The organism is Dactylosporangium sp. NPDC049140, assembly GCF_040648435.1.
Window position 1 is genome coordinate 279,646 of record NZ_JBEZDS010000005.1, and the last position, 24,626, is coordinate 304,271.

Sequence of the window (24,626 nt, forward strand, 5' to 3'; positions counted from 1 at the left end):
GGGCGACCGTGGACGCCCGACCGACCCTCCGCGACGTGGCCCAGCTGGCCGGGGTCAGCCCGAAGACCGTCTCCCGGGTGGTGAACGCCGAGCCGGGGGTGAGCGCGGCCAAGGAAGGGCGGGTCCGGCGGGCGATCGACCAGCTGGGATACCGGCCGAACATGACCGCCAGCCGGCTGCGGCGGGCGGATGGGCGTACCGCCGCCATCGCCGCGCTGCTGGAGGACATCGCGAACCCGTTCTCTTCGGCGCTGCACCGCGCGCTCGAGGACGTCGCCCGCGAGCGCGGGGTGCTCATCTTCGCCGGCAGCGTCGAGGAGGACCCGCAGCGCGAGCGGGCGCTGGTGCACGAGTTCGCGCGGCGGCAGGCCGACGGGCTGGTCATGGTGCCGGCCGGGGACGACCAGGCGTACCTCACCCGCGAGCTGAACCCCGACACCCCGGTCGTGTTCGTGGACCGGCCCCCGGTCGGCCTGCACGCCGACGCGGTCCTGGCCGACAACGAGGCCGGCGCCGCGGCCGCGGTCCACCACCTGGTCGCGCACGGCCACCGCGACATCGCCTACCTCGGCGACCTGCGCTCGATCGCCACCGCGCGCCAGCGGTTCACCGGCTACCGCGAGGCCCTGGCCGAGCACGGGATCCGGCGCACCGCCGCGCACGTGGCCCACGACCTGCACACCGCGGACGCGGCCGAGGCGGCCCTGCTGCGCATGCTCGACGGCCCGCGCCCGCCCACGGCCTGCTTCAGCGCGCAGAACCTCGTGACACTGGGCGCGATCCGGGCGCTGCGCCGCCGGGACCGGCACACGGCGGTGGCCCTGGTGGGCTTCGACGACTTCCCGCTCGCCGACCTGCTGCAGCCCGCGGTGACCGTGGTGGCCCAGGACGCCGCGGCGATGGGGCGCCTCGCCGCGGAGCTGCTGTTCCGCCGCCTCGACGGCGAGACCTGGAACCCGGCCGCGCACGTGGTCGCGACCCGCCTGATCCCCCGCGGCTCCGGCGAGATCCGCGGCCCCGCCGGCCTCTGACCGGCCCCGGGCCGACGCCGCCGGCGAGAACACCGCAGCAATGTTTGCTCGGGCGTTGCGGCACTTCACCGCCGACTCCGCGGCCAGCACGGCGGCGGAGGTCCCGTGGCAGGCCAGACGCGTCAGCAGCGGCCGCTCGCCCAGTGCTCGGCCGCAGCGTCGAGTTGCGCTCCCCGGCCCGCAGCGTCCGTGGCAGCGAATCGAATCTGGGGTCCTCATACGATGCGCTGGTGGAGAAGTATGGCGCGGAGGGCCGGGAGCGGTCGTACCGGAAGGCCGCGGTGCGCCGCGCGGAGATCCTGGCTAGGGCCATCGAGCTGTTCGCGGAGCGGGGTGTCGGTGCCTCACTGCGGGCGATCGGTGAGGCGATCGGCGTGTCACATGCGGCGTTGCGGTACTACTTCCCGTCGCGGGACGAGCTGCTGGTCGAGGTGTACCGCGCGCACGAGCGGGGTGAGCATGACGATCCGCCGCCGGATTCGGTGTCGGCGGTCGGGGTGATGGAGCGCAGCGCCGACCGCAACCGCACGATCCCCGGCCTGGTCGAGCTGTACGCCACGCTGACCACCGACGCGCTGCAGGGCGAGCAGCACCCGCTGACCCGCGATTTCGTCCGCGAGCGGTTCTGCATGGTGCGTGGGCATCTGGCTGAACGGGTCCGCGCCGGGCAGCGCGCCGGAGTGATCGCCGCGGACATCGATCCCGACGACGCGGCCTCGCTCGTCATCGCCGCGTCGGACGGGCTGCAGCTGCAGGGGCTGCTCGACCCGGAGGCGGTGGACGTACGCCGCGCGCTCGCGCTGCTCGAACGGCTGCTGCCGGCGTCGCCGCAGGCAGAACCCCGCGACCGGCCTGAGCGATAGTCCTTGACCGCCAGATTCTTCCATTGGAAGAATCTGCGGCTGCGGGCATACCCGGCCAGCCGCCAAGGCCGTGTCGCTGCTCCGCGACGTGATGTGGAGGCACCGCCGATGACCCTTCCCGAGCAGCTCCAGCCGACCGATCCGGCGCTCGACGAGCCGGTGGCGCATGCGTCAGCGCTGCGGCTGACGCTCGCCTCGCCGCTGTACCGGGGCGCCACGCTGGCGGTGTTCCTGTCCGCGCTGGGGTTTTCGGCGGCAGCGCCGCAGATCGCGTCGTTCCTGGTCAACGAGCTGCACGCATCGCTGACGGCGGCGGGGCTGTTCTACCTGACGAGCCTGACCGCGCCGGTGGCCGGATTCCTCGTCGGCCGGCGCTCGGACCGTACCGGCCGGCGGCTCGGCCTGTTCCGGGTGTGCGCCATCGCCGGGTTCCTGGGCTGGGCGGGTATCGCGTACTCGACCGAGCTGTGGATGCCGTACGTCATCAGCGCCGTGGTCGGCGCGTTCGGCGGCGCCGCCACCTCCCAACTCTTCGCCGCCGTCCACGACGAGCTCAAGGCCCATCCCGGCCCGAACAACGACGGGGTGGTCGCTGTCGTGCGGATGGCCTTGACCGGCGGTTGGGTGGTCGGTCCGGTCGCCGGATCGTTCCTCGCCGCGCAGACGTCGCTGCGCACGATGCTGTTCGCCACCGCAGTGTGCACCCTCGCCCAGATCGTGCCGCTCGGCGTGCTCCGCACGGCGCCTGCCGTTCCGGCCGGACCGGATGGCTCGGCTTCGGGAAACCACAGTCCCGGTCTGCGGGCGATGCTGCCACTGCTGGCCTTCACCGGCCTGTACGTGCTCGTGTATGCCGGCGAGCCGATCAAGTACGCCTACCTACCGATCTACATGAACACGCAGCTGCACCTGCCGGCCGGGCTCAGCGGCGCGATCATCGGCATCCAGCCGCTGGTCGAGATCGTCCTGATGCCCGTCGCCGTCATCGTCGCCCGGCGCACCGGCATGATGCAGCTGATGGTTCTCGGCGCCGGTTTCGGCGTCGCGGCCAACGTCTGCTTCGCCGTCACCGGCAACCCGGTCGGCCTGTTCGCCGGGCAGATCCTCATGGGCGGCGTTTGGGGCGTCTTCGCCACCCTCGGCATCATCGTCGCGCAGCGGCTGCTGCCCACCTCCGTCGCCACCGCGTCGGCGATCTTCATGAGCTCCACCGCCCTCGCATCCGCCCTTGGCGGTGCCGCCGGCGGGGTCGGCGCCGCAGCGGTCGGCCTTCCCCAGGTGTTCCACATGCCGGCCGCGCTCGCGCTGGCGGCCGTCGTCGGCCTGGCCGTCATGGCCCGATCCGCTCCCCGGGAGCACCGAGCGCCATCCACGTGAACGTCGGCGGATGGTCACCTACCCGGCGGCGAGGACATCCATCGACCAGCGGCAACGCCGGGCTGACCTCGGTGGCCGTCGCGGGCGTGACGGTGATCGGGATCGGCCCCGGACGACCTGCGGTTTCAGTTAATTGGCGACTTACTTTAACTATTAGGGTTCTTTACCTTGTGCGGCCGTCATCGATGCCCGATGATGCGACAGAGCGGATCCGCCCACCCTCACCCGCCTACACCCGATAGGAACCCCCAACCGTGCGCAGAAAGCTGGCGCTGGCAGCGCTTGCCCTGTTGACGGCGCTGGGGGTGGGCCTCGTGATCCGGCCCGCCCTCGCCGCCACCCCGTTCAAGGTGCTCGCCTTCTACAACGGCACCTGGGACGCCGCCCACATCGACTTCGACAAAGAAGCCAAGGACTGGTTCCCCGCCCAGGGGGCCGCGAACGGCTTCACGTGGGAGGCGACCACCGACTGGAGCCGGCTCAACACCGGCAGCCTGGCGCAGTACAAGGTGATCATGTTCCTGGACGACGCCCCGCCCTCCGGGCAGCGGGCCGCGTTCCAGCAGTACATGCAGAACGGCGGCGCCTGGATGGGCTTCCACGTGAGCGCCTTCACCACCGACCCGGGCTCCTGGAGCTGGTACTACAACACCTTCCTCGGCTCCGGCGCGTTCCAGACCAACACGTGGGGCCCGACCCGCATCACGTACAAGGTCGAGGACCGCAACCACCCGTCCACGGCCGGGCTGCCGGCGACGTTCACCTCCGCGGTCTCCGAGTGGTACTCGTGGAGCAACGACCTGCGGCAGAACCCGAACATCGACATCCTCGCGTCGGTCGACCCGAGCAGCTTCCCGGTCGGCACCGACCCGAACCAGTCCTGGTACAGCGGCTACTACCCGATCCTGTGGACCAACCGCAACTACAAGATGCTGTACGCCAACTTCGGCCACAACGGCATGAACTACGACACGAACACGCGCACGTCCTCGACGTTCGAGAGCGCGAACCAGAACCGCTGGATCATCCAGGGCATCCAGTGGCTGGCCGGGCAGTCCTCGACCCCGCCCACGACGACCCCGCCGACGTCGGCCCCGCCCACGTCGTCCGGCCCCATCCAGCCGGGCACGTACTACCAGCTCGTCAACAAGACCAGCGGCAAGTGCGTCGACGCGCGCTCGGCCGGCACCGCGAACGGCACGGCGATCCAGCAGTACACCTGCAACGGCACGAACGCGCAGCACTACCGGTTCCAGACCACCACCGACGGCTACTACCGCGTCGACAACCAGGGCAACCCGGCCCAGTCGCTGGACGTGACCGGCAAGTCCACCGCCGACAACGCGCCGATCCAGCTGTGGGCGTACAGCGGCGGCACCAACCAGCAGTGGCAGCCGGTCGCCGAGGGCGGCGGGTACTACCACCTCGTCAGCCGGGCCACGGGCAAGTGCCTGGACACGCCGGCCGCCTCCACGGCCGACGGTGTGCAGCTGGTGCAGTACGCCTGCAACGGCACCGGCGCGCAGTCGTTCACGCTGAGGTAAACGCTTTCCCGTAAGTTTCACGATCCCGGGACCGTCCCACACGGTCCCGGGATCGATGACTTTCGAAACTCTTCGCCCCGCGACTACCGTCCGCCGAAACAGTCCCCGCGGGTGAGGAGCGCGAACGTGCGAAGAGCAGTGGCCGCCTCGGCGGCGATTCTGGCGGCCGGAGCCGGTGCCGTGGCGGCGGTGCACATCGCCTACGCGGCGGCCGGCTGCCGGGTGCAGTACACCGTGACGAACCAGTGGCAGGGCGGCTTCGGCGCGAACGTCGACATCACCAACCTCGGCGACGCGATAAACGGCTGGAACCTGACGTGGACGTACGAGAGCGGGCAGTCGGTGACGCAGGCGTGGAACGCGACCGTCACGCAGAGCGGCACCGCGGTGAAGGCGGTCGACGCCGGGTACAACGCCGCCATCGCCACCAACGCCACGGTCTCGTTCGGCTTCAACGGGGCCTTCACCAGCTCCAACCCGGTGCCGAGCGCGTTCTCCCTCAACGGCGTCGCCTGCACAGGCGCAACGACCACCCCGACGAGCACCCCGACGAGCACTCCGCCGGTCACCACTTCTCCACCGCCGCCGGGTGAGAACGGGCGGCAGATGGAGGACCTCGACCGGGGCCTGATCTCGGTGCGCTCCGGCAGCGGCAACCTGGTCTCGTGGCGGCTGCTGGGCACCGAGGCGTACGACACGTCGTTCAACGTGTACCGCGCTGGCACCCGCGTCGCGACGGTCACCAACTCGACGAACTACCTCGACAGCGGGGCGGCCGCCGACGCCTCCTACACCGTGCGGGCGGTCGTCGGCGGGGCCGAGCAGGCGGCCTCGCCGGCCTCGCTGCGCTTCACGGGCGGGGCCTACCTGGACGTACCGATCCAGAGCCCCGGCTCCACGTACAGCGCCAACGACGCGTCGGTCGGCGACGTCGACGGCGACGGGCAGTACGAGATCATCCTGAAGTGGGACCCGGTCGACGCCAAGGACAACTCCCAGTCGGGCGTGACGAGCAACGTGTACGTGGACGCGTACAAGCTCAACGGCCAGCGGCTGTGGCGGATCAACCTCGGCCGCAACATCCGGGCCGGGGCGCACTACACCCAGTTCCAGGTGTACGACTACGACGGCGACGGCAAGGCCGAGGTCGCGATGAAGACCGCCGACGGCACCACGGACGGCACCGGGCGGGTCATCGGCGACGCGAACGCCGACTACCGCAACTCCTCCGGCTACGTCCTGTCCGGCCCGGAGTTCCTCACCATGTTCAACGGCCAGACCGGCGCCGCGATGTCGACGGTCAACTACGACCCGCCGCGCGGGACGGTCTCGGCCTGGGGCGACAGCTACGGCAACCGGGTGGACCGCTTCCTCGCCGGGACGGCCTACCTCGACGGCAAGCGCCCGTCGCTCATCATGGCGCGGGGGTACTACACCCGCACCGTCCTGGCCGCCTGGGACTTCCGCAACGGCGCGCTGACCAAGCGCTGGACCTTCGACAGCAACGCCTCCGGCAACAGCTCCTACGCCGGGCAGGGCGACCACCAGCTGGCGATCGCCGACGTGGACGCAGATGGCAAGGACGAGATCGTGTACGGCGCGATGACCGTCGACGACAACGGCGGCCGGCTGTGGAACACCGGCAACGGCCACGGCGACGCCATGCACGTCGGCGACCTCGACCCGTCCCGCCCGGGGCTGGAGGAGTTCAAGGTCGACGAGGACGGCTCGAAGCCCTCGTCGTACTTCGCCGACGCCCGCACCGGCCAGGTGCTGTGGACCACGCCACCCAACGGCGACAACGGCCGCGGCGTCTCCGACGACATCTGGTCGGGCAGCCCCGGCGCCGAGTCGTGGTCCGCGGCCGCGGACGGCGTGCGCTCGCCCAGCGGCGCGGTGGTGTCCTCGCGCAAGCCCGGCTCGACGAACTTCGTGATCTGGTGGGACGGCGACACGACCCGCGAGCTGCTCGACTCCACGCACATCGACAAGTACGGCACGAGCGGCGACAACCGCCTGCTCACCGGCTCCGACGTGCACTCCAACAACGGCACGAAGTCCACCCCGTCGCTGTCGGCCGACCTGTTCGGCGACTGGCGCGAGGAGGTCATCTGGCCGACGACGAGCAACACGGCGCTGCGGATCTACAGCACGTCGACGCCGACGTCGACGAAGTTGTACACGCTGATGCACGACAGCCAGTACCGCGAGGCGATCGCCTGGCAGAACACCGCGTACAACCAGCCGCCGCACCCGTCGTACTTCATCGGCAGCGGCATGGCGGCGCCCAAGCAGCCCGTCATCTACGTCCGCTGACGACCCTCTCACCCGCCGCCACCGCTCGTCCGGGCGGTGGCGGCCGGGGGATGTAAGGTTCCGGGGTGATCGAGCCGACCCATATGCCCGCCGTGCCCGGATGGCTGGTGGTCGATGCGCTTTCCGCCCCGGACATGCCGGCGGAGGGCCTCGAGGGCGTCGTGCTCCTCGACCCGGACGAGGCCGCGGCCGAGGACCGGGCCACCCGGCTGGGCCGGCCCGTGCTCGCCCCCGCCGGCCCGGTGGTCGTCTCCCCCGGCGGCACCCTCTTCGCCGCCGGCGGCTGGTGGCGGCACACCCCCGGCGGGCGCCGCGTCGCCGCCGGCCCGCGCTTCCCGGCCCCCGCCTGGCCGCCGTTCGACCTGGACGCGACCCCGATCCCGGCGGGCCGGCTGCTCCCCACCGGCACCACCCCGCCCGAGATCGCCGACGCGATCGCCGTCGACCCGCAGCGCCCGCTGCTGGTGTTCGACGCCACCGTCACCGGCCCCGCCCTCGCCGCCGCGCTGCGTGCCCTGTCCCCCGCCGACCGGGCCGTGCTCGACGTGGCCGCCCTGGCCCCCGGGCAGGGCGCGGGCCGCGCCGTCGCCCTGGCCGCCGCGGCCGAGCTGGGCGAGCCGGTGAGCCTGGTCAACGGCCTGCCCCTGCACACGCCGTCCGGGGACGTCGTGGTGTACGCGCTCGACGCCGCCCTGCGCCCGGTGTGGGCCGAGCCGGCCGGGCGGCTGCGCTGCCGGCCCGACGGCCGCGAGGAGGTCACGGCGTCCACGCCCCCGCAGCCGGGCCTGCGCGCCGTCGACGCCGCCACCTACGCGCTCGACCTGGGCTGGCTGGTCCGCGTCTCCGGCGGCGGCCTGCACGCGATGCCGGTCGGCCCGCTGGCCCCGGCCGTGGGCCGCGCCGCGGTACCGGCCCCGGACCCCGCGCCGCCCGCCTCGCAGGAAGCCACCGTCGACCTGACGCCGTACCGGCCGCTCGCGGACGGGCGCTACCGGGTCGTGGTCGGCACGCCCGGGCTGGAGATCAACGACCTCGTGTGGCCGGCGCTGTCGGCGCTGTTCACCTCGGCCCTGACCGACGTGCCGGCGGGCGTGGACCTGCAGGTGAACGGCGACGCGACGGACTGGGGCCGGACCGTGGCGGCCGAGCTGGCGGAGCGCCACCTGGGCGCGGACGCCGGTCCCGGCCGCGACGTCCTCGAGCTCGACAGGCACCGGCCCGACGACGGCGCCGCGTTGAAGCCCTACGCGCCCGCGAAGGTCCTGACGTTCGGCGCGGAGCCCGAGCCGGACGCCGCCCCGCCCCGCCGCCGGCGGCTCGTCCTGGCCGTCGCGGGCGCCGCCGCCGTGCTCGCCGTCGGCGCCGGCATCGTGGCGGCCTGGCCCGGCGACCGGGGGCACACCGACAACGTGGGCACGGACCCGTACCTGATGCCGGACATCAGCGCGGGCAGCGCCACCTCCGGCCCGTCCCCGAGCGGCTCCTCCCGCGCGGCCTCGGCCCGCCCCTCCGCCTCGGCCGGGCGCCCGAGCGGCGCGCCGGCCCCGGCGGCCTCCGGCCCGGAGGGCACCCGGACCAGCGGCAGCCCGGACCCGCTCGGCCTCGACAACCTGTTCAACCTGGCCGCGGGCCACGACACCCGCGACAGCGGCCACGCGGACGTGTACGGCTCGGGCAACATCACCGACGGTGACGCGGGAACGTACTGGGAGAGCCGCAGCAACGCGTTCCCGCAGTGGGTCCAGGTCGACCTGGGCGGCCCGGCCCAGCTGCGCCGGGCGGTGCTGCGCCTGCCCCCGTCGGCGGCGTGGCCGGCGCGCAGCCAGCGCATCGAGGTCCAGGCGAGCGCGGACGACAAGACCTTCACGACCCTGACGGCGCCGGCGTCGTACACCTTCGACCCCGCCTCGGGCCAGCGCGCGACGATCATGCTGCCGGGCACGCCGTGGCGCTATGTCCGCCTGGTCTTCACCGCGAACTCCGTCCAGTCCGCGGGCCAGCTGTCGGCGCTGGAGCTCTACCGCCTCTGAAGGCAGGCGCCGCCCGCCTCCAGCCACTGGGCGCCGTTCGAGCGCGTGGCCGCCTCGAAAAAGTGCGGCCCGGGGAGGGGGCCGAATCCCCTCCCCGGGCCGCGAATCCCCCCTGGGTTACGAGCAGGCGGCGCCGTTGAGCTTGACGCTCGCGGGGGCCGGGCTGGACGGGCCGTTGGCGGTGAAGCCGATCGTCACCGACGCGCCCGCGGCCAGCGACGGGGCCCAGCTCGGGGCGGCCGCGGTGAAGGTCGTGCCGGACTGGGTGACTGTCGCGTTCCAGCCGCTCTGCAGCGTCACGCCCGACGGCACGCTCCAGGTGGCGGTCCACGGGTTGACGGCCGCGGCGCCCGTGTTCTTCACGGTGACGCTCGCCTGGAAGCCGCCCTGCCAGGCATTGTCGATCTTGACGGTGGCGGTGCAGCCGCCGGGCGGGGTCGACGGCGAGCGCGAGGCCGACGGGGAGACCGACACCGAGGTGGAGGCCGAGGCCGAGCCGGTGGGGCCGGTGCCGCCGCCGACCGGCGGGATGAGGTACGGCTGCAGGATCGACTGCTTCTGCTGGTTGACCGTCTTCCAGTCGTCGCCGACGATGCCGCCGGTGTCGCCCGAGTTCGGGTTCCACGACCAGTACGTGAAGTCCATGCCGGTGACGCCGCTGCCCATGTACGCCATCAGCTTCTGCAGCCATTGCACGTCCTGCGGGTTCTGCAGGGTGCTGCCGAACTCACCGACGAGTACCGGCGCGATGTTCTGCTTCTCCAGGTAGCCCCAGAACTGGTCCCAGATCGCGGGCAGGTTGTTCGGGAAGTTCGGGTCGTCGAACCACGCCTGGTGGTACACGGAGTTGGCGTACTCGTGCGCGGAGTACACGAGCTTGTTGGCCTTGTTCAGGCGCACCGGGTACTGCCCGGCCTTCGACAGGTTGCCGCCCCACCAGCCGCACGGCTCGTCGGGGATGTCGTCCCAGGCGTTGGCGTTGCCGCCGCTCGGGCAGCTGACGCCCTCGACGACGATGAGCCAGTTCGGGTTCGCCTCGAGGACCGCGTTGCCGGCCCGCTCGGCGGCCAGCCGCCAGTCGCGGTTCACGTCGCCGCAGCCCCAGCAGGAGCCGGTGCCGTTCGGGTCGGTGCCGTCGGCGTGCGGCTCGTTGTGCAGGTCGGCGCCGATGACGGTCGGGTTGTTCGCGTAGTGGCGCGCGAGCATCTGCCAGTTGCTGATCCAGGTCGACTCGGGCGTCGCGGCGACGTACCACAGGGCGCTCTGCCCCGCGCTCGTCGGGCGGTGCCGGTCGAGCAGGATGCGCATGCCCTTGCTGCCGGCGTAGTCGACGACCTTGTCGAGGATCTGCAGCGGGCTCAGGCCGACCAGGTCGGGGTTGCTGTACCCATCGACGCTGTTGGCCTGCGCGCCCGCCTTGAGCGCGTCGTCAGAGTAGGGCACCCGGATCGTGTTGTACCCGAGGCTCGCCATCTGGTCGATGTGGTCCTTCCACGGCCGGGCCCACAGCCCGTGGAAGGTCTTGTTGTCCGTTTCCATGCCGAACCAGTTGATGCCGGTGAGCCGCACCTTGGCGCCCGTGGAGTCGACGAGCTGCGCGCCGACGGTGCTCAGGTATCCGGTTCCGGTGCCGCCGGTGGCCGCCGAAGCCGTGCTGTTGAGGCCGATGACGGTGACGGCCCCGACGACGGCCATGCTGCTGGCCGCGACGGCGGCCCAGAGTCTCCTCATGCCCGATGTTGTATTGAGACACGTCACATGATGCCCAGCCGGGGCCGCCGGACTTCGGCGTCTGGGCAGCTCAGAGCGGTACAGCCGACGGAAACTTACACCGTGGGCAGGGCCTGCAGGAGCTTGGTGTGCGCGTCCAGGACCAGTCGCGCGGCGGCCTTCGCGGCCGGGTCGGAGCCGGCGGTACCTTCGGAGGTCGCCAGCCGCGTGGTGCCCTCGAGGTGCTCGCGCAGCACCCGGATCGCCGTGGCCTTGTGCTGGTCCGCGGGCGCGGCGCGGATCGCGGCGAGGTCGTCCTCGAGGACCATGCCCGGCAGGTCGTGCCCGGCGTGCACGGACGCGTCCTCGATGCCCCCGCCCGAGCTCAGGGCGGAGCGCAGCGCGGCGAGCTCGTCGCGGTGCCCGGTGGCGGCCGGGCCCACGACCCCCGCGAGCTGCGCGTCGTCCTTGAGCAGGTCGAAGAGCGGCAGCGCGCTCGTGTCCAGCGAGATCATGAGCTGCAGGAAGGCGAAGTCGGTCGGGTTCAGCGCGCCGGACACGGCCGGCTGCTGGCCGGGCGGGCGCAGCGCGGGCGCGGCGGGCTCGTGCGCGGGGCGGGCCCAGAGCACCACGACGGCGAGCGCGGCGACGAGCACGACGGCGATGGCGAGGACGCGGCGCCAGAGGTTGCGCCCGGCAGCCTCCTCCTCCTCGGGCGCGGCCGGCTGCGCCGCGTCGACGGCGTCGTCCCCGGGCGTGGGCTCGGTCGACACCGCCACGCTCGCACCGTTGATGGGTTCGCCGCCATCCTGGGTCACCGGTCGACGGTAAATCCGGGGCCGGGCCGTTTTCTATTAGGTGCGTATTAAGTTGTCCCGATGATTTTCAGGCTCCGCGAATAACGCTTTTAACGCGGATATAAGGCGCCGATGCGCGAGACTGAGCCCGTGAAGCGCCTCCTGCGGCGTCCCGGCCGTGCTCGCCTTCGCGGGGCTGTGGGGGCTGGGCGCGTACGCGCTCGGCTTCGCCGTGCTGGACAACAGTTTCCCGTGGGCGCTCGCCGCCGCGTTCGCCGGCGGCGTCGCGGTCGCGGCGACCCTCGGCGGCCTCGTCGGGCGGCCCGGGCCGGTCCTGCTCGCGCTGCCGCTGGCCGGCACATGGCGTCGTCGCCCAGTTGCCTCAGCTGCCTCAGTTGCCGATCCGGGTTACCTCGCCGTGCGGGCCGCCCTGCCACCACATGCAGTCGACCAGGTACGCCGCGCCGCCGTCGCCCGGCACGAACTGCACCACCATCCGGCTCGGCTCGGTCTGCGCCTGCGACACCGAGTAGCCGTCCCGGGGCGTGGCGGTGACGAGCGAGACGACCTCGGCCCGGATGCGCACGACCGCGTCGCCGCCGTCGGAGCGGAACGACTTGAGGTACACGTCGACGCCGTCGGAGCCGGTCGTCACCGTCCAGCCGTCGACGACGCGGGGCGGCGCGGTGGACTTCTGCGTGGGCGGGGCCTGCGTGGTGCGGGTCGCGCCCGGGGTGGTCGGCAGCGGCGTGAAGGCGGAGCTCGGGTCCTCGATGATCACCGACTTGGGGCTGGTGGGGCCGGCCGACGGCGGCGGCAGCGTCTGCATCGCCACCGGTCGATCGCCGCGCCCGTCGTCGGCCGCGACCGGGATCGAGTCCTGGGGCACGGCCGTGCGCAGCACCGGCCGCAGCGCCAGCGACGCCACGCCGATACTCGCCGTGGTGGCCAGGCACCACAGCAGCACCGGCACCGCGCCTTTCTCCACCTGCATCGCCGCATTGTTGCACGCCGACCCGCCCGGCCGTCCCGGCGAAGTGGCGATAGGGTGCGCGCATGCCGCTCATCCTGCTGGTCGAGGACGATGTCGCCGTCTCGGGCGCCCTGTCCCGGGCCCTGACCGACGCCGGGCACGTCGTGCGCCCCGTCGGCAACGCCGGCTCGGCACTGCGCGTCATCGCCACCGACCCGCCGGACCTCGTCATCCTGGACCTCGGCCTGCCCGACATGGACGGGCTCGACGTGCTGCGGATGCTGCGCGGAATCTCCAACGCGCCCGTGATCGTGGCGACCGCCCGCCGCTCCGAGCGCGACATCATCCGGCTGCTCGACGCGGGCGCGGACGACTACGTGACCAAGCCGTTCTCCAGCGCCCAGATGTCGGCGCGGATCAACGCGGTGCTGCGCCGCGGCCAGGGCACGCCCGGGCCGGCCCAGCCGCCGGCCGGGGTCACGGTGGGCGGCCTGCACGTCAACCCGCAGCAGCGCTCGGCGACGCTCGACGGACGGCCGCTGCAGCTGACGAAGAAGGAATTCGACCTGCTGGCGTACCTCGTGCAGCGCTCCGGCCGGGTGGTGAGCCGCCGCGAGCTGCTGACCGAGGTGTGGCAGCGGCCGGACAGCTCGGGCGAGGACCAGACCATCGACGTGCACGTGTCGTGGCTGCGGCGCAAGCTCGGCGAGAGCGCGACGCAGCCGCGGTACCTGCGCACCTTCCGCGGGGTCGGGGTGATGCTCGTCGACCCGGCGCAGCCGCCGGCATGAGATCGGCGTTGATGCGCCTGTCGTTCGCGATCACCTCGATGATCGCGCTGGCGTTCCTCGTGCCGCTGGCGTACGTGACCAAGCAGATCGCCCACGACCGCGCGCTCGCCGAGGCCCGCTACCAGGCCGACGCGATGGTCGCCGCGCTGGCCTCGGCCCCCGGCGACCAGTCGGGCTCGCTGGTGCGCGCGGTGGCCACGGTGCCGGCGGGGCAGTCGGGGCGGCTGGCGGTACACCTGGTGGGGCAGCCGACCGTCGGCACGAGCCATGCGCTGACGGCCGACGTCGACCGGGCCGTGCGCCAGCGCCGCTCGATGACCGCCGACGCGCCCGGCGGGGTCGCGTATCTGCAGACGGTCGTGCTCGACGGCGACCGGACGGCGGTCGTGGAGGTGTACGTCTCCGACGACGAGCTGACCCAGGGTGTCGGCGCGGCCTGGCTGGCGCTGGCCGGGCTCGCGGTCATCCTCGTCGCCGGCTCCACCCTCGTCGCCGACCGGCTCGGCGCCCAGATCGTGCGGTCCACGCGCAAGCTCGCCGAGGGCGCCCGCGCGTTCGGCGACGGCGACCTGCACGCGCGGGTCGAGCCCGACGGCCCGCCGGAGCTGCGCGACGCGGCCAGCAGCTTCAACCGCATGGCCGAGCAGATGGTCGCGTTCGCCGACGCCGAGCGCGAGCTCGCGGCGGACCTCTCGCACCGGTTGCGCACCCCGCTGACCGCGCTGCGCCTCGACGCCGACGCGATGCCGCCGGGCCCGATCGGCGAGCGGATGCGCCAGGCCTTCGACGCCCTCGACGACGAGATCGAGCAGATCATCACGCAGGCGCGCCGCTCGGCCGCGGACCGGCAGCCGGAGACCACCGACCTCGTCGAGGTGGTCGCGGACCGGCTCGCGTTCTGGTCGGTGCTGGCCGAGGACCAGAACCGGCCGTGGCGGGTGACCGGCGGCCAGGAGCCCGTGTACGTGCCGGCCTCCTACTCCGACCTCGTCTCGGCCGTGGACTGCCTGCTGGGCAACGTGTTCCAGCACACCGGCGAGGGGACCGCGTTCGAGGTGCACGTGTCGGCCCGCGGCCTCTACGTCGACGACGCCGGCCCCGGCATCGCCGACCCCGACCGCGCCCTGCGCCGCGGCGCGAGCGGCGCCGGCTCCACGGGCCTGGGCCTGGACATCGTGCGCCGTGTCGCGGACGCGGCGGGCGGCCGGCTGCTGATCGAGCGCTCCCCGCTGCGGGGCGCGCGGATCGCCATCGAGCTGGACCCGTTCGCCGCCGAGACCCCGGCCCCGCGGCCCGCCCGGCGGACCGTGCGCTGATGCTCGACGCGCTGCCCGGCTTCGTCCAGCGCCTGTACCGGTCACCTGGCACACCCTGGCGCACCACGGCGTCGCGGTGCGCGGCCCGGCCCCGTCCGCGCTCGACATCCACACCGACGCCGGGGGGCTGCGCGCCGGGACGCGGGCGAACATCGCGTCGTACTGGCGGCCGTGGCTGCGCCGCCGCGGCCTCGCGCTGCTGAGCGACCGGGGCGTGACGTGGGGCGTACTGGGCCTGGCCCGCATGCACTGCACGCTGTCGACGGGCGGGATCGCGTCGAAGTCGGCCGCGGGCGGGTGGGCCCTGGACGCGTTCCCGGAGCACGCGCAAGTGCTCCGGGAGGCACTCCGGCTCCGCGCGGGCGACGCGCGCCGCTCCGCGTCCGCGCGGACGGCGGCGCCCCGCTGTTCCGGTCCCGCCGCGTGCGCCGGACGGCCGCCGCCGGGTTCATGCACACGATGATCGCCGGCGCGGCCTGAGACTGCTCCGCCGCCGCGGACCCGGATCACGCGTGGGCGACGACGATGGTCTCCAATGACGCGCCGCCCGCGATCCGCTGTTCGAGCAGCGTCACCCCGCACGCGAGTGCGAGCAGCCGGTCGGGGCGCCGGCCCGCACGGCGCGCCTCGGCGGCGAGGGCGAGCGCGGCGAGCCGCAGCGTGGTCGCGGTGCCGGCGGTGAGCCTCCGGCGGCTGCGGAACACCTCGTCCGTCGCCGCCGACAGCGCCCCCGTGAGGGTCGCCATGACGGTGTCGTCCCGCGGGCACGTGCCGGGCGCCTGCGACACCGCCGCCGTCGCCAGCGCCTCCAGATCGATGCCCAGCGGGGAGTCGGCGAATCCGGCGGAATCGGTGAGCGCGACCGCGACCACGGCCCCGAACATGTCGTCCGGCCGGCTCGCCCGGATCCGCGGGCGCGGGCGCATCGGGTGGGCGAACGCCAGCGTCGCGCCGATACTCGCGGCGGTCTCGGCCGCGCCGCCACCGTCGTGCGCGACGTCGCGGACGACGCTCAGGTCGAGTATGAAGTCGAGGACGGGCGCCAGGGCCGGGCTGAGGCCGAGGTCGTCGACGGCCGCCCGGGTGCAGCCGAGGACCTCGAGCACCTCGATGCCGTGCACGCTGCTGGCCGCGAGGACCTGCGCGATGGCGATCACGAGGGCCCGCGCGTGCGGCAGCGCGGCCTCGGCATCGACGGCCTTGAGGCGCTCGGCCGCATCCTTGAACCCCGCGTCGCCGGCGAGGTTATCGGCCCGGCTGAATGCGCGAATCCTCCTAAGCGTTAGGCGGTCACGCCAGCAGGCGGACCAGCAGCGCGTCGAACGTCGCCAACTCTTCGGCGTTCAGCGGCGCGAACGAGCGCACCAGGACCTCCTCCACCAGTCGCTGCCCCTGCTCCCGGATCGTGTCGCCCTTCGCGGTCAGCCGGTGGCGCACCGCGCGGCCCGGGCCCGGGACCCGCTCGATCAGGCCGCGGTCGATCATCCGCGTCGCCAGGGTGCCGAAGGACTGGTCGGTCTGGAAGGTCAGCTGGGCCAGGTCGTGCAGCGACGCGTCCGGCGTGCGGTGCAGGTGCCGCAGCGCGTCCCACTGGACCAGGCTCACGCCCAGCGGGGCCAGCGCGGCGTTGGCCGCGCGGTGGTGGCGCATCTGCAGGCGCTTGACCGACAGCCCGATCTCCGAAATCGCCCTCGTCATGCCGCAAGCCTATCTCAGGTTGCTTTTATCAACATGCTGATCTAAGGTTCCTGATATGAAGAGCCTGACGTTCGCCGCCGGCGCGATGCTCGTCTCCTATCTGCCGTTCTCCGCGGTCAACGGAGCGCTCGGGGCCATCGCCGCGGCGACCGGGGCCGGCACCCTCCAGCTGCAGTGGGTCTCCGACGCGTTCGCGGTGGCGCTCGCCGCGGTGGTCCTGCCCGCCGGCGTGCTCGCCGACCGCGTCGGGCACCGGCTCGTCACGCTGCTCGGGCTGGCCGGCACGGTGCTCGGCGCCGCCGCCGGGACCGTCGCGGGGCAGCTGGACGGGGCGGCCGCAGTCGTGACGCTCTGGGTCGCGCAGGCCGTCGCGGGCGTCGGGGCGGCCGCGGTCATGTCGGCGAGCCTCGCGCTCATCGCCGCCCAGGCGCCCGACCCGCGCCGGCGCGCCCGCTGGATCTCGCTGTGGGCGGCGGCGACCGTGGGCGGGCTCGGCGGCGGGCCGTTCCTGACCGGGGCGGTGACCGCGGTGGCGGGCTGGTGGTGGCTGTACCCGCCGATCGCGCTCCTCGCCGTCGCGGCCGCGGCCGCCGGGTTCGGCGTCGCCGAGTCGCGGGCCCCCGAGCGCCGCAGGCCGGACGCGGCCGGCCTGGACGCCACCGCGCCCGCGCCCGCCACCGCCACCGCGCCCGCCACCGCCACCGCCGCCGCGCCCGCCACCGCCGCCGCGCCCGCCACCGCCGCCACCGCCGCCACCGCCACCGCCGCCACCGCCACCGCCGCCACCGCCACCGCCGCCACCGCCACCGCCGCGCCCGCCACCGCCGCGCCCGCCGCGCCCGCCGCGCCCGCCGCGCCCGCCGCGCCCGCCGCGGACGCCGCCGCCGCGCCCGAGCGCCACGGGCTGGACGGCACCAGGCACGGCGCGGCCGCGATCGGCGTCGCCGCGCTGGTCTTCGCGGTCATCGAAGCCGGTACCGCCGGCTGGACCTCCCCCGCCACCCTCGCCGCCGCCGCGGTGGCCGTGCTCGCGTTCGCCGCCCTGGCCGCGATCGAGCGCCGCGCCGAGTCGCCCCTGCTGCCCCTGTCGCTGTTCGCCTCGCGCGGGTTCGCCGCGGCGGCCCTGGCCGCGACCGTGGTGCTGTTCGCGATCGGCGGCGGGCTGTTCTTCCTGAGCCTGACCCTGAGCCACGCCCACGTGGGCCAACTCGGGATCGCGCTGCGGCTGGGCGGCCTGTTCGGCGGCAACGCGCTGGGCAGCGTGGCCGCGGGGTGGCTGCAGCGCCGCCTCGACGGCAGCACGGTCCTGCTCGCCGGCCTCGTCGTCGCCGCCGCGGGCGCGGCCTCGCTGCTGACCTTGGGCGGCGCGAGCGGAGCGGAGCTGACGTGGCGCCTGGCGGTGCTCGGCCTCGGCGCGGGACTGGTCATGGCGACGAGCTCCGCGGTCGCGGTGCAGTCGGTGCCCGCCCAGTTCGCGGGCCTGGCCGGCGCGGCCAGCAACGCCGTGCGCCAGATCGGCGCGGCCCTCGGCCCCGCGGTTCTGGGCGGCGTCCTCGCGGCCCGCTCCACGACCGGCCTCGCGGGCGCGGTGCACGCCTTCGCCGCGGTGCTGACGGCGGCGCTGGCCCTGACGGCGCTGGTCGCCGCCGCCCTGATCCACCTGCGGCGCGTCCCCCGCGCCGCCTGAGAAAACCCACATATACGAAATATCCGAGATGTCGCGGTGGGGAGCGCCCGACATATCGTCCGGCAACCCCCGAGATCGGAGAAACACGATGAATGTCACCTACACCGAGCGCGGTACCGGCCGCACCGTCCTGCTGCTGCACGGCGGGGCCGGCCCGGCCTCCGTCACCGCCTTCGCCGACAAGCTCGCGGCCGAGCACCCGGTGCGCGTCATCACCCCGACGCACCCCGGGTTCGACGGCACCGAACGGCCCGGCGACGTGGACAGCGTGCGCAAGCTCGCCGGCGTCTACCGGGCGTTCCTCGACGACCTGGACCTGCGCGACGTCGCCGTGGTCGGCAACTCCATCGGCGGCTGGATCGCGGCCGAGCTCGCGCTGGCCGGGGGCGGGCGCATCGCCGGGCTGACCATCGTCGACGGGGTCGGGATCGAGGTGCCGGGGCACCCGGTCGCCGACTTCTTCTCGCTCACGTTCCCGCAGATCGCGCAGGCCAGCTACTACGACCCGACCGGCCGCACGATCGACCCGGGCGCGCTGCCCGAGGCGGCCCGGGCGGTCATGGCCGGCAACCGCCGGACGCTCGAGCTGTACGCGCCGAGCATGGTGGACCCGACGCTGCGGGAGCGGCTCGGCGCGGTGGAGGTCCCGGCCCTGGTGATCTGGGGCGACAGCGACGGGATCGCCGGGCCGCAGTACGGGCGGGCCTACGCCGAGGCGATCCCGGGCGCCCGGTTCGTGCTGCTGGAGCGGACGGGGCACCTGCCGCAACTGGAGAGCCCGGACGCGCTCATCGAGCCGCTGTGGAACTTCATCGAGAGCACTGAAGGCAAGCACTGAACAGCGCAAAGGGTGGACCGCCGACGCCCCGAAGGCGGCCCACCCCCTGCATTCCCACCAGATACCGGAGAAAGTTCAGCGGGCGCGGCCCGCACGGCGCTTGGCCCACACGTCGAACGCGACCGCGGCGAGCAGGACGATGCCCTTGACGAGCATCACGCGCTCCGGGGGCTCGCCGTTGAGCGACATGCCGTTGCTGATGACCGCCATGATGAGGCCGCCGGTGATCGCGCCGACGACCTTGCCGACGCCGCCCTGCACCGCCGCGCCGCCGATGAAGGCGGCCGCGATCGCGTCGAGCTCGAACGCGTTGCCGGCGGTCGGGCCGGCCAGGTTGAGCCGGCCGGCGAAGATGATGCCGGCGATCGCCGACAGCACGCCCATGTTGACGAAGATCCAGAACGTGACCGACTTGACCTTGACGCCGGAGAGGCTCGCGGCCTGCAGGTTGCCGCCGACGGCGTAGATGTGCCGGCCGAAGACGGTGCGCTGGGAGATGAGGGTGTACGTCAGCACGAGCACCGCCAGCAGGACGAGCACCCACGGCAGGTTCTTGAACCGGGCCAGCTGCACGATGACGAACATGAGCACGAGCGAGGCGCCGATGAGCTTGGCCCAGAAGACCGGCAGCGAGTCGACGGCCTGGCCGTAGCCGATGCGGCCCCGGCGGGCGCGCCACTGCACCGCGATGATGCCGGCGACCGTGGCGACCCCGACGAGCAGGGTGAACAGGTCGGCCCCGCCCAGCGGGCCGAGGCCCACGTTGTTGAGGAAGCCCGGGATGAAGCCGTTGGACAGCGTCCGCACGTCCTCGGCGAAGGGGCCGATGCCCTGGTTGCCCAGCGTCGTCATGGTGAGGGCGCGGAAGATGAGCATGCCGGCGAGCGTGACGATGAAGGCCGGGATCCCGAAGTACGCGATCCAGAAGCCCTGCCACGCCCCGATCGCGGCGCCGGCCAGCAGCGTGAGCACGATGGCCAGCGGCCAGGGCAGGTCCGCCTTCACCATCAGCACCGCGGAGAGCGCGCCGGTGACGGCGACGACCGAGCCCGCCGACAGGTCGATGTGCCCGGCGATGATGATGAGGATCATCCCGATGGCCAGGATCAGAATGTACGAGTTCTGAATGACCATGTTCGAGATGTTCTGCGGCTCGAGCAGCGAGCCGTCGGTCAGGATCGTGAAGAACACCAAGATCGCGGCGAAGGCGATGTAGATGCCGCTCTGGCGCAGGTTCACCGAGAACCGCGTCGGCGGCGTGACGGTCGGCTCGACCGCGGGTTCGACCACTGTGGTCATGGACGGGTTACTCCTTGATCCTGGTCATGAGGCGCATCAGGCGCTCCGGGGAGAACTCGGGGCGCTCGACCGAGCCGGTGATGCGGCCGGCGGAGAGGGCGTAGATCCGGTCGCAGATGCCGAGCAGCTCGGGCAGCTCGGAGGAGATGACGAGGATCGCCTTGCCCTGCTCGGCGAGCTGATTGATGATCGTGTAAATCTCGTACTTCGCGCCGACGTCGATGCCGCGGGTCGGCTCGTCCAGGATCAGCACGTCGGGGTCCGTGAAGATCCACTTGGCCAGCACGACCTTCTGCTGGTTGCCGCCCGACAGCGTGCCGGCGATGGCGCCGACGCTCTTGGACTTGATGTTGAGGCTGCCACGGTACCGCTCGGCGACCTCGAACTCCCGGTTGTCGTCGACCCATCCGCCCTTGGCCAGCTTGTTCAGGGCGGCGCCGGAGACGTTGCGCTGGACGTCCTCGATGAGGTTGAGCCCGTAGCGCTTGCGGTCCTCGGTCGCGTAGGCGACGCCGTGCCCGATCGCCTCCTGCACCGAGCGCAGCTGGATCGGCTTGCCGTGCTTGTACACCTGGCCGCTGATGTCGACGCCGTAGCTGTGCCCGAACACGCTCATCGCGAGCTCCGTGCGACCGGCCCCCATCAGCCCGGCCAGCCCGACGATCTCGCCGGCGTGCAGCGTCAGCGTGGCGTTGTCGACGACCTTGCGGCCGTGCTGCGTCGGCGAGTGCACGGTCCAGTTCTCGATCCGCAGCATCTCCTCGCCGATGCGGGGGGTGTGCGGCGGGAACCGGTGCTCCAGGTCGCGGCCGACCATGCCGGAGATGATGCGGTCCTCGCTCACCCCGCCCGGCGCGTGCATGTCGAGCGTCTCGATGGTCCGCCCGTCGCGCAGGATCGTCGTGGAGTCGGCGATCGCCTCGATCTCGTTGAGCTTGTGCGAGATGATCACGCACGTGACGCCCTGGTCGCGCAGCCCGCGCAGCAGGCCGAGCAGGTGCGCGGAGTCCTCGTCGTTGAGCGCCGCGGTCGGCTCGTCCAGGATCAGCAGGCGCACGTCCTTGGACAGCGCCTTGGCGATCTCGACCAGCTGCTGCTTGCCGACGCCGATGTCCATGGCCGCGGTGACCGGGTTCTCGTGCAGGCCGACCCGGGCCAGCAGCTTCGCCGCGTCGTCGTTGGTGCGGTTCCAGTCGATCAGGCCACGGGCGGAGCGCTCGTTGCCCAGGAAGATGTTCTCCGCGATCGACAGGTACGGGATGAGCGCCAGCTCCTGGTGGACGATCACGATCCCGCGCCGCTCGGAGTCCCGGATGCCGCCGAAGTGGCAGGGCTCGCCCTCGAACAGGATGTCGCCCTCGTAGGTGCCGTGCCCGTACACGCCGGACAGGACCTTCATCAGGGTCGACTTGCCGGCGCCGTTCTCGCCGCAGATGGCGTGGATCTCGCCCCGGCGCACGGTCAGGTTGACGTCGTCCAGGGCCTTCACGCCCGGGAACGTCTTGGTGATGCCCCGCATCTGCAGGAGCGCCTCGGTCATGCTGATCTCCCTCAGGGCCCACCGCGGGCCCGGGCGGTCGAAGTCGCCCGGGCCCCCGGCGGAGCGGTGCTACTTGAGCTTGTCCTCGGTGTAGTAGCCGCCGTCGACGAGCACGGACTTGTAGTTGGACTTGTACACCACGACCGGCTCGAGCAGGTACGAGGGCACAACCTTCTTGCCGTTGTCGTAGTCCTTGGTGTTGTTCACGTCGGGCTTGCCGCCCTTGAGCACGGCGTCACCCATCTTGACCGTGACGTCGGCCAGCTTGCGGGTGTCCTTGTAGATCGTCGCGTACTGCTCGCCCGCGATGATCGACTTGACCGACGCGACCTCGGCGTCCTGACCGGTGACGATCGGGTACGCCTGGCCGCCGGTGCCGTAGCCGGCGCTCTTGAGCGCCGACAGGATGCCGATCGACAGACCGTCGTACGGCGAGAGGACGCCCTGCACCTTGGTGCCGCCGTTGTACGTCTTCGTGATCAGGTCTTCCATGCGCTTCTGGGCCGTCGCCGGGTCCCAGCGCAGGATCGCGACCGTCTTGAAGTCGGTCTGGCCGCTCTTGACCACGAGCGTGCCCTTGTCGATGTACGGCTTGAGGGTCTCCATCGCGCCGTTGAAGAAGAACGTCGCGTTGTTGTCGTCGGGCGACCCGGCGAACAGCTCGATGTTGAACGGTCCCTTGGCGGTGCCTTCGGAGCCGTCCTCCTTCTTCAGGCCGAGACCCACCAGCAGCGAGGTCGCCTGCTGCACGCCGACCTTGAAGTTGTCGAAGGTGGCGTAGTAGTCGACGTTCGGCGAGTTGCGGATCAGCCGGTCGTAGGCGATGACCGGAATCTTCTTGTCCGCCGCCTCCTGCAGCTGGGTGGTGATGGCGGTGCCGTCGATCGAGGCGATGATCAGCAGCTTCGCGCCCTTGGTGATCTGGTTCTCGATCTGGTTGACCTGCGTTGGGATGTCGTTCTCGGCGTACTGCAGGTCGACCTTGTAGCCGAGCTTCTCCAGTGCCGCCTTGACGTTGTTACCGTCGGCGATCCAGCGCTCCGACGACTTGGTCGGCATGGTGACGCCGACCAGCGCGCCGGCATTGTTGCCGGGAGCGGTGGCATCCTTGTCGGCCGTCTTCTCCGACGAACCACAGGCGGCGACGCTGAAGGCGACGGCCAGGCCAATCGCCGAAGCGGCGATGCGGGCAAACTTCACTTCTCCCCCTCAGGGCAGCGTGCAGCGGTCGGCAAGCGGGGCGTAAGGGTGTAAACGCTGCCACCGACGCGGTTTCGAAAGTGTTGCTGGGGCGTTGCCGCCACAGTGTTAACGCTCACAAAGAGGGGTGTCAAGACGAGCGATCGGATCGTGATCCGGCCGTTTCCACACTCTACGCTCGTGTGACGATGAGGCCCATGCGCCTGCTCACGGGTCTGCACGCCCACGGTACCGACCATCGGCCCGCCGTCAGTGTGAACGGTCGCGGTCTGTCCGCCGAACGGTTACACAATGCCGCCGCCGCGGTCGCCGGCGACGTGCGGGGGGCCGCCACCGTCGCCGTCGACGCCACCGCGACGCTGGAGACCGTCGTCGCCGTCACCGGCGCCCTCATGGCCGGCGCGGCCGTGGTGCCGGTGCCCGCCGACGCCGGGCCGGCCGAGCGGGAGCACATCCTGCGCGACTCGGGCGCGGCCGTCACGCTCGGCAACCGCCCGGACCGCTACCCCGGCGCCGTGCCTGTCGACGTGGCCCGGGAGTCGGCCGCCGGGTACGCCGCGCCGGACACCGGGGACGTCGCGCTCGTCATGTACACCAGCGGCACCACCGGCAGCCCCAAGGGCGTCGAGCTCACCCACGGCGCCGTCGAGGCCGGGCTGGACGCCCTCGCCGAGGCCTGGGCCTGGACCCCCGAGGACCGGCTCGTGCACGGCCTGCCGCTGTTCCACGTGCACGGCCTCATCCTCGGCGTGCTCGGCGCCCTGCGGCACGGCTCGCCGCTGACGCACACCGGCCGCCCGCACCCGGCCGCGTACGCCGCCGCCCGCGGCACCCTGTACTTCGGCGTGCCCACGGTCTGGTCCCGCGTCTGCCAGGAGCCCGCCGCGGCCCGGGCCCTGCGCCGGGCCCGGCTGCTCGTCTCCGGCAGCGCCCCGCTGCCCGCGCCGGTGTTCGAGCGCCTGTTCGCGCTCACCGGACACCGCCCGGTCGAGCGCTACGGCATGACCGAAACGCTCATCACGATCTCCAGCCGCGCCGGTGGCGAGCGCCGGCCCGGCCAGGTCGGCGTCCCGGTGACCGGCGTGCGCACCCGGCTCGTCGCCGAGGACGGCACCGATGCCCCCCGCGACGGCGAAACCATCGGCGAGCTGTGGGTCGACGGGCCGATGCTGCTGCGGCGGTACCGCGGGCAGCCCCCCGGCTCCGCCCGCACCCCGGACGGCTGGTTCCGCACCGGCGACCTCGCGCGCATCGCGCCCGACGGCTGGCACCGCATCGTCGGGCGAGCCTCCACCGACCTGATCAAGAGCGGCGGGTACCGCATCGGCGCCGGCGAGGTCGAGGACGCCCTGCTGGCCCACCCGGCGGTGCGCGAGGCGGCGGTCGTGGGGCTGCCCGACGACGACCTCGGCGAGACCGTCACCGCGTTCGTGGTGGCCGCGGCCCCGGTCACCGAGCGGGACCTCGTCGACTTCGTGGCCGCCCACCTCAACGTGCACAAGCGCCCCCGGGCCGTGCACTTCCTCGAGGCGCTGCCGCGCAACGCGATGGGCAAGGTGCAGAAGAAGCGGCTGACCGGCCCTATGCTGTAGCTCAGGCTCTCGTTGTGTGGTGGT

At 72.7% G+C, this 24,626-nt stretch carries 20 protein-coding genes; 12 read left to right on the forward strand and 8 right to left on the reverse strand.

All coding sequences use genetic code 11. The features are described from left to right. Window positions 1-8 precede the first annotated feature (8 nt). The 6 genes from AB0B76_RS11895 to AB0B76_RS11920 all read left to right on the forward strand — a co-directional run bounded on the left by AB0B76_RS11895 (window position 9) and on the right by AB0B76_RS11920 (window position 9,161). Window positions 9-1,031: a LacI family DNA-binding transcriptional regulator gene (locus AB0B76_RS11895; RefSeq protein ID WP_360373471.1), complete on the forward strand. Its 1,023-nt coding sequence runs from the start codon at window positions 9-11 to the stop codon at window positions 1,029-1,031. Window positions 1,032-1,261: 230 nt separating this feature from the next. Then, complete coding sequence (locus AB0B76_RS11900; RefSeq protein WP_360373474.1) at window positions 1,262-1,894, forward strand: helix-turn-helix domain-containing protein; 633 nt, start codon at window positions 1,262-1,264, stop codon at window positions 1,892-1,894. A 108-nt stretch (window positions 1,895-2,002) separates the two neighbouring features. Then, the gene (locus AB0B76_RS11905; RefSeq protein ID WP_360373477.1) at window positions 2,003-3,271 is read left to right on the forward strand and encodes an MFS transporter; all 1,269 of its coding nucleotides are present in this window, start codon (window positions 2,003-2,005) and stop codon (window positions 3,269-3,271) included. 254 nt (window positions 3,272-3,525) lie between these two features. After that, complete coding sequence (locus AB0B76_RS11910; RefSeq protein ID WP_360373479.1) at window positions 3,526-4,815, forward strand: RICIN domain-containing protein; 1,290 nt, start codon at window positions 3,526-3,528, stop codon at window positions 4,813-4,815. A 180-nt stretch (window positions 4,816-4,995) separates the two neighbouring features. Next, window positions 4,996-7,131 (forward strand): cellulose binding domain-containing protein, encoded by a 2,136-nt coding sequence (locus AB0B76_RS11915; RefSeq protein ID WP_360373652.1) that lies wholly within the window; start codon window positions 4,996-4,998, stop codon window positions 7,129-7,131. 65 nt (window positions 7,132-7,196) lie between these two features. Beyond that, window positions 7,197-9,161 (forward strand): discoidin domain-containing protein, encoded by a 1,965-nt coding sequence (locus AB0B76_RS11920; protein ID WP_360373482.1) that lies wholly within the window; start codon window positions 7,197-7,199, stop codon window positions 9,159-9,161. A gap of 117 nt (window positions 9,162-9,278) precedes the next feature. Here the strand turns inward: AB0B76_RS11920 and AB0B76_RS11925 are convergent, their stop codons facing one another. The 3 genes from AB0B76_RS11925 to AB0B76_RS11935 form a co-directional block, all read right to left on the reverse strand. Continuing rightward, window positions 9,279-10,892, reverse strand: a complete 1,614-nt coding sequence (locus AB0B76_RS11925) for a cellulase family glycosylhydrolase (RefSeq protein ID WP_360373485.1) — start codon at window positions 10,890-10,892, stop codon at window positions 9,279-9,281. A 95-nt stretch (window positions 10,893-10,987) separates the two neighbouring features. Continuing rightward, the gene (locus tag AB0B76_RS11930; RefSeq protein WP_360373487.1) at window positions 10,988-11,689 is read right to left on the reverse strand and encodes a hypothetical protein; all 702 of its coding nucleotides are present in this window, start codon (window positions 11,687-11,689) and stop codon (window positions 10,988-10,990) included. 370 nt (window positions 11,690-12,059) lie between these two features. Further along, a complete protein-coding gene (locus AB0B76_RS11935; RefSeq protein WP_360373490.1) occupies window positions 12,060-12,662 on the reverse strand; it encodes a hypothetical protein in 603 nt (200 codons plus the stop codon). A 62-nt stretch (window positions 12,663-12,724) separates the two neighbouring features. Between AB0B76_RS11935 and AB0B76_RS11940 the strand changes: the two genes are divergently transcribed. From AB0B76_RS11940 to AB0B76_RS11950, 3 genes are all read left to right on the forward strand, one after another. After that, entirely contained in the window at window positions 12,725-13,432 is a 708-nt protein-coding gene (locus AB0B76_RS11940) for a response regulator transcription factor (protein ID WP_360373493.1), read from the forward strand. Further along, complete coding sequence (locus tag AB0B76_RS11945; protein ID WP_360373496.1) at window positions 13,429-14,748, forward strand: HAMP domain-containing sensor histidine kinase; 1,320 nt, start codon at window positions 13,429-13,431, stop codon at window positions 14,746-14,748. The genes AB0B76_RS11940 and AB0B76_RS11945 overlap by 4 nt, the downstream gene beginning before the upstream one ends. 76 nt (window positions 14,749-14,824) lie before the next feature. Further along, window positions 14,825-15,211: an aminoglycoside adenylyltransferase domain-containing protein gene (locus tag AB0B76_RS11950; protein WP_360373499.1), complete on the forward strand. Its 387-nt coding sequence runs from the start codon at window positions 14,825-14,827 to the stop codon at window positions 15,209-15,211. Window positions 15,212-15,254: 43 nt separating this feature from the next. Here the strand turns inward: AB0B76_RS11950 and AB0B76_RS11955 are convergent, their stop codons facing one another. Then, a complete protein-coding gene (locus AB0B76_RS11955) occupies window positions 15,255-15,905 on the reverse strand; it encodes a hypothetical protein (protein WP_360373502.1) in 651 nt (216 codons plus the stop codon). 133 nt (window positions 15,906-16,038) lie between these two features. After that, window positions 16,039-16,446, reverse strand: coding sequence for a MarR family transcriptional regulator (locus tag AB0B76_RS11960; protein ID WP_360373505.1), 408 nt, complete (start codon window positions 16,444-16,446; stop codon window positions 16,039-16,041). Between the two features lie 55 nt (window positions 16,447-16,501). Here AB0B76_RS11960 and AB0B76_RS11965 point away from each other — a divergent pair, with 55 nt between their 5' ends. Both AB0B76_RS11965 and AB0B76_RS11970 read left to right on the forward strand, forming a co-directional pair. After that, window positions 16,502-18,133 (forward strand): MFS transporter, encoded by a 1,632-nt coding sequence (locus tag AB0B76_RS11965; protein ID WP_360373508.1) that lies wholly within the window; start codon window positions 16,502-16,504, stop codon window positions 18,131-18,133. An 88-nt stretch (window positions 18,134-18,221) separates the two neighbouring features. Further along, window positions 18,222-18,971 carry an alpha/beta hydrolase gene (locus AB0B76_RS11970; protein ID WP_360373511.1) on the forward strand — a complete coding sequence of 250 codons (750 nt, stop codon included), beginning with the start codon at window positions 18,222-18,224 and terminating at the stop codon, window positions 18,969-18,971. A gap of 75 nt (window positions 18,972-19,046) precedes the next feature. Here AB0B76_RS11970 and mmsB read toward each other — a convergent pair whose 3' ends face one another. From mmsB to chvE, 3 genes are all read right to left on the reverse strand, one after another. Then, window positions 19,047-20,270, reverse strand: coding sequence for a multiple monosaccharide ABC transporter permease (gene mmsB / locus AB0B76_RS11975; RefSeq protein ID WP_360373514.1), 1,224 nt, complete (start codon window positions 20,268-20,270; stop codon window positions 19,047-19,049). Window positions 20,271-20,277: 7 nt separating this feature from the next. After that, a complete protein-coding gene (mmsA, locus tag AB0B76_RS11980) occupies window positions 20,278-21,810 on the reverse strand; it encodes a multiple monosaccharide ABC transporter ATP-binding protein (protein ID WP_360373517.1) in 1,533 nt (510 codons plus the stop codon). A 69-nt stretch (window positions 21,811-21,879) separates the two neighbouring features. After that, window positions 21,880-23,010 carry a multiple monosaccharide ABC transporter substrate-binding protein gene (gene chvE, locus AB0B76_RS11985; RefSeq protein WP_360373519.1) on the reverse strand — a complete coding sequence of 377 codons (1,131 nt, stop codon included), beginning with the start codon at window positions 23,008-23,010 and terminating at the stop codon, window positions 21,880-21,882. A 197-nt stretch (window positions 23,011-23,207) separates the two neighbouring features. Between chvE and AB0B76_RS11990 the strand changes: the two genes are divergently transcribed. Beyond that, on the forward strand, window positions 23,208-24,602 hold the full coding sequence (locus AB0B76_RS11990) for an acyl-CoA synthetase (RefSeq protein ID WP_360373522.1): 1,395 nt from the start codon (window positions 23,208-23,210) through the stop codon (window positions 24,600-24,602). The last annotated feature ends 24 nt before the right edge of the window (window positions 24,603-24,626 follow it).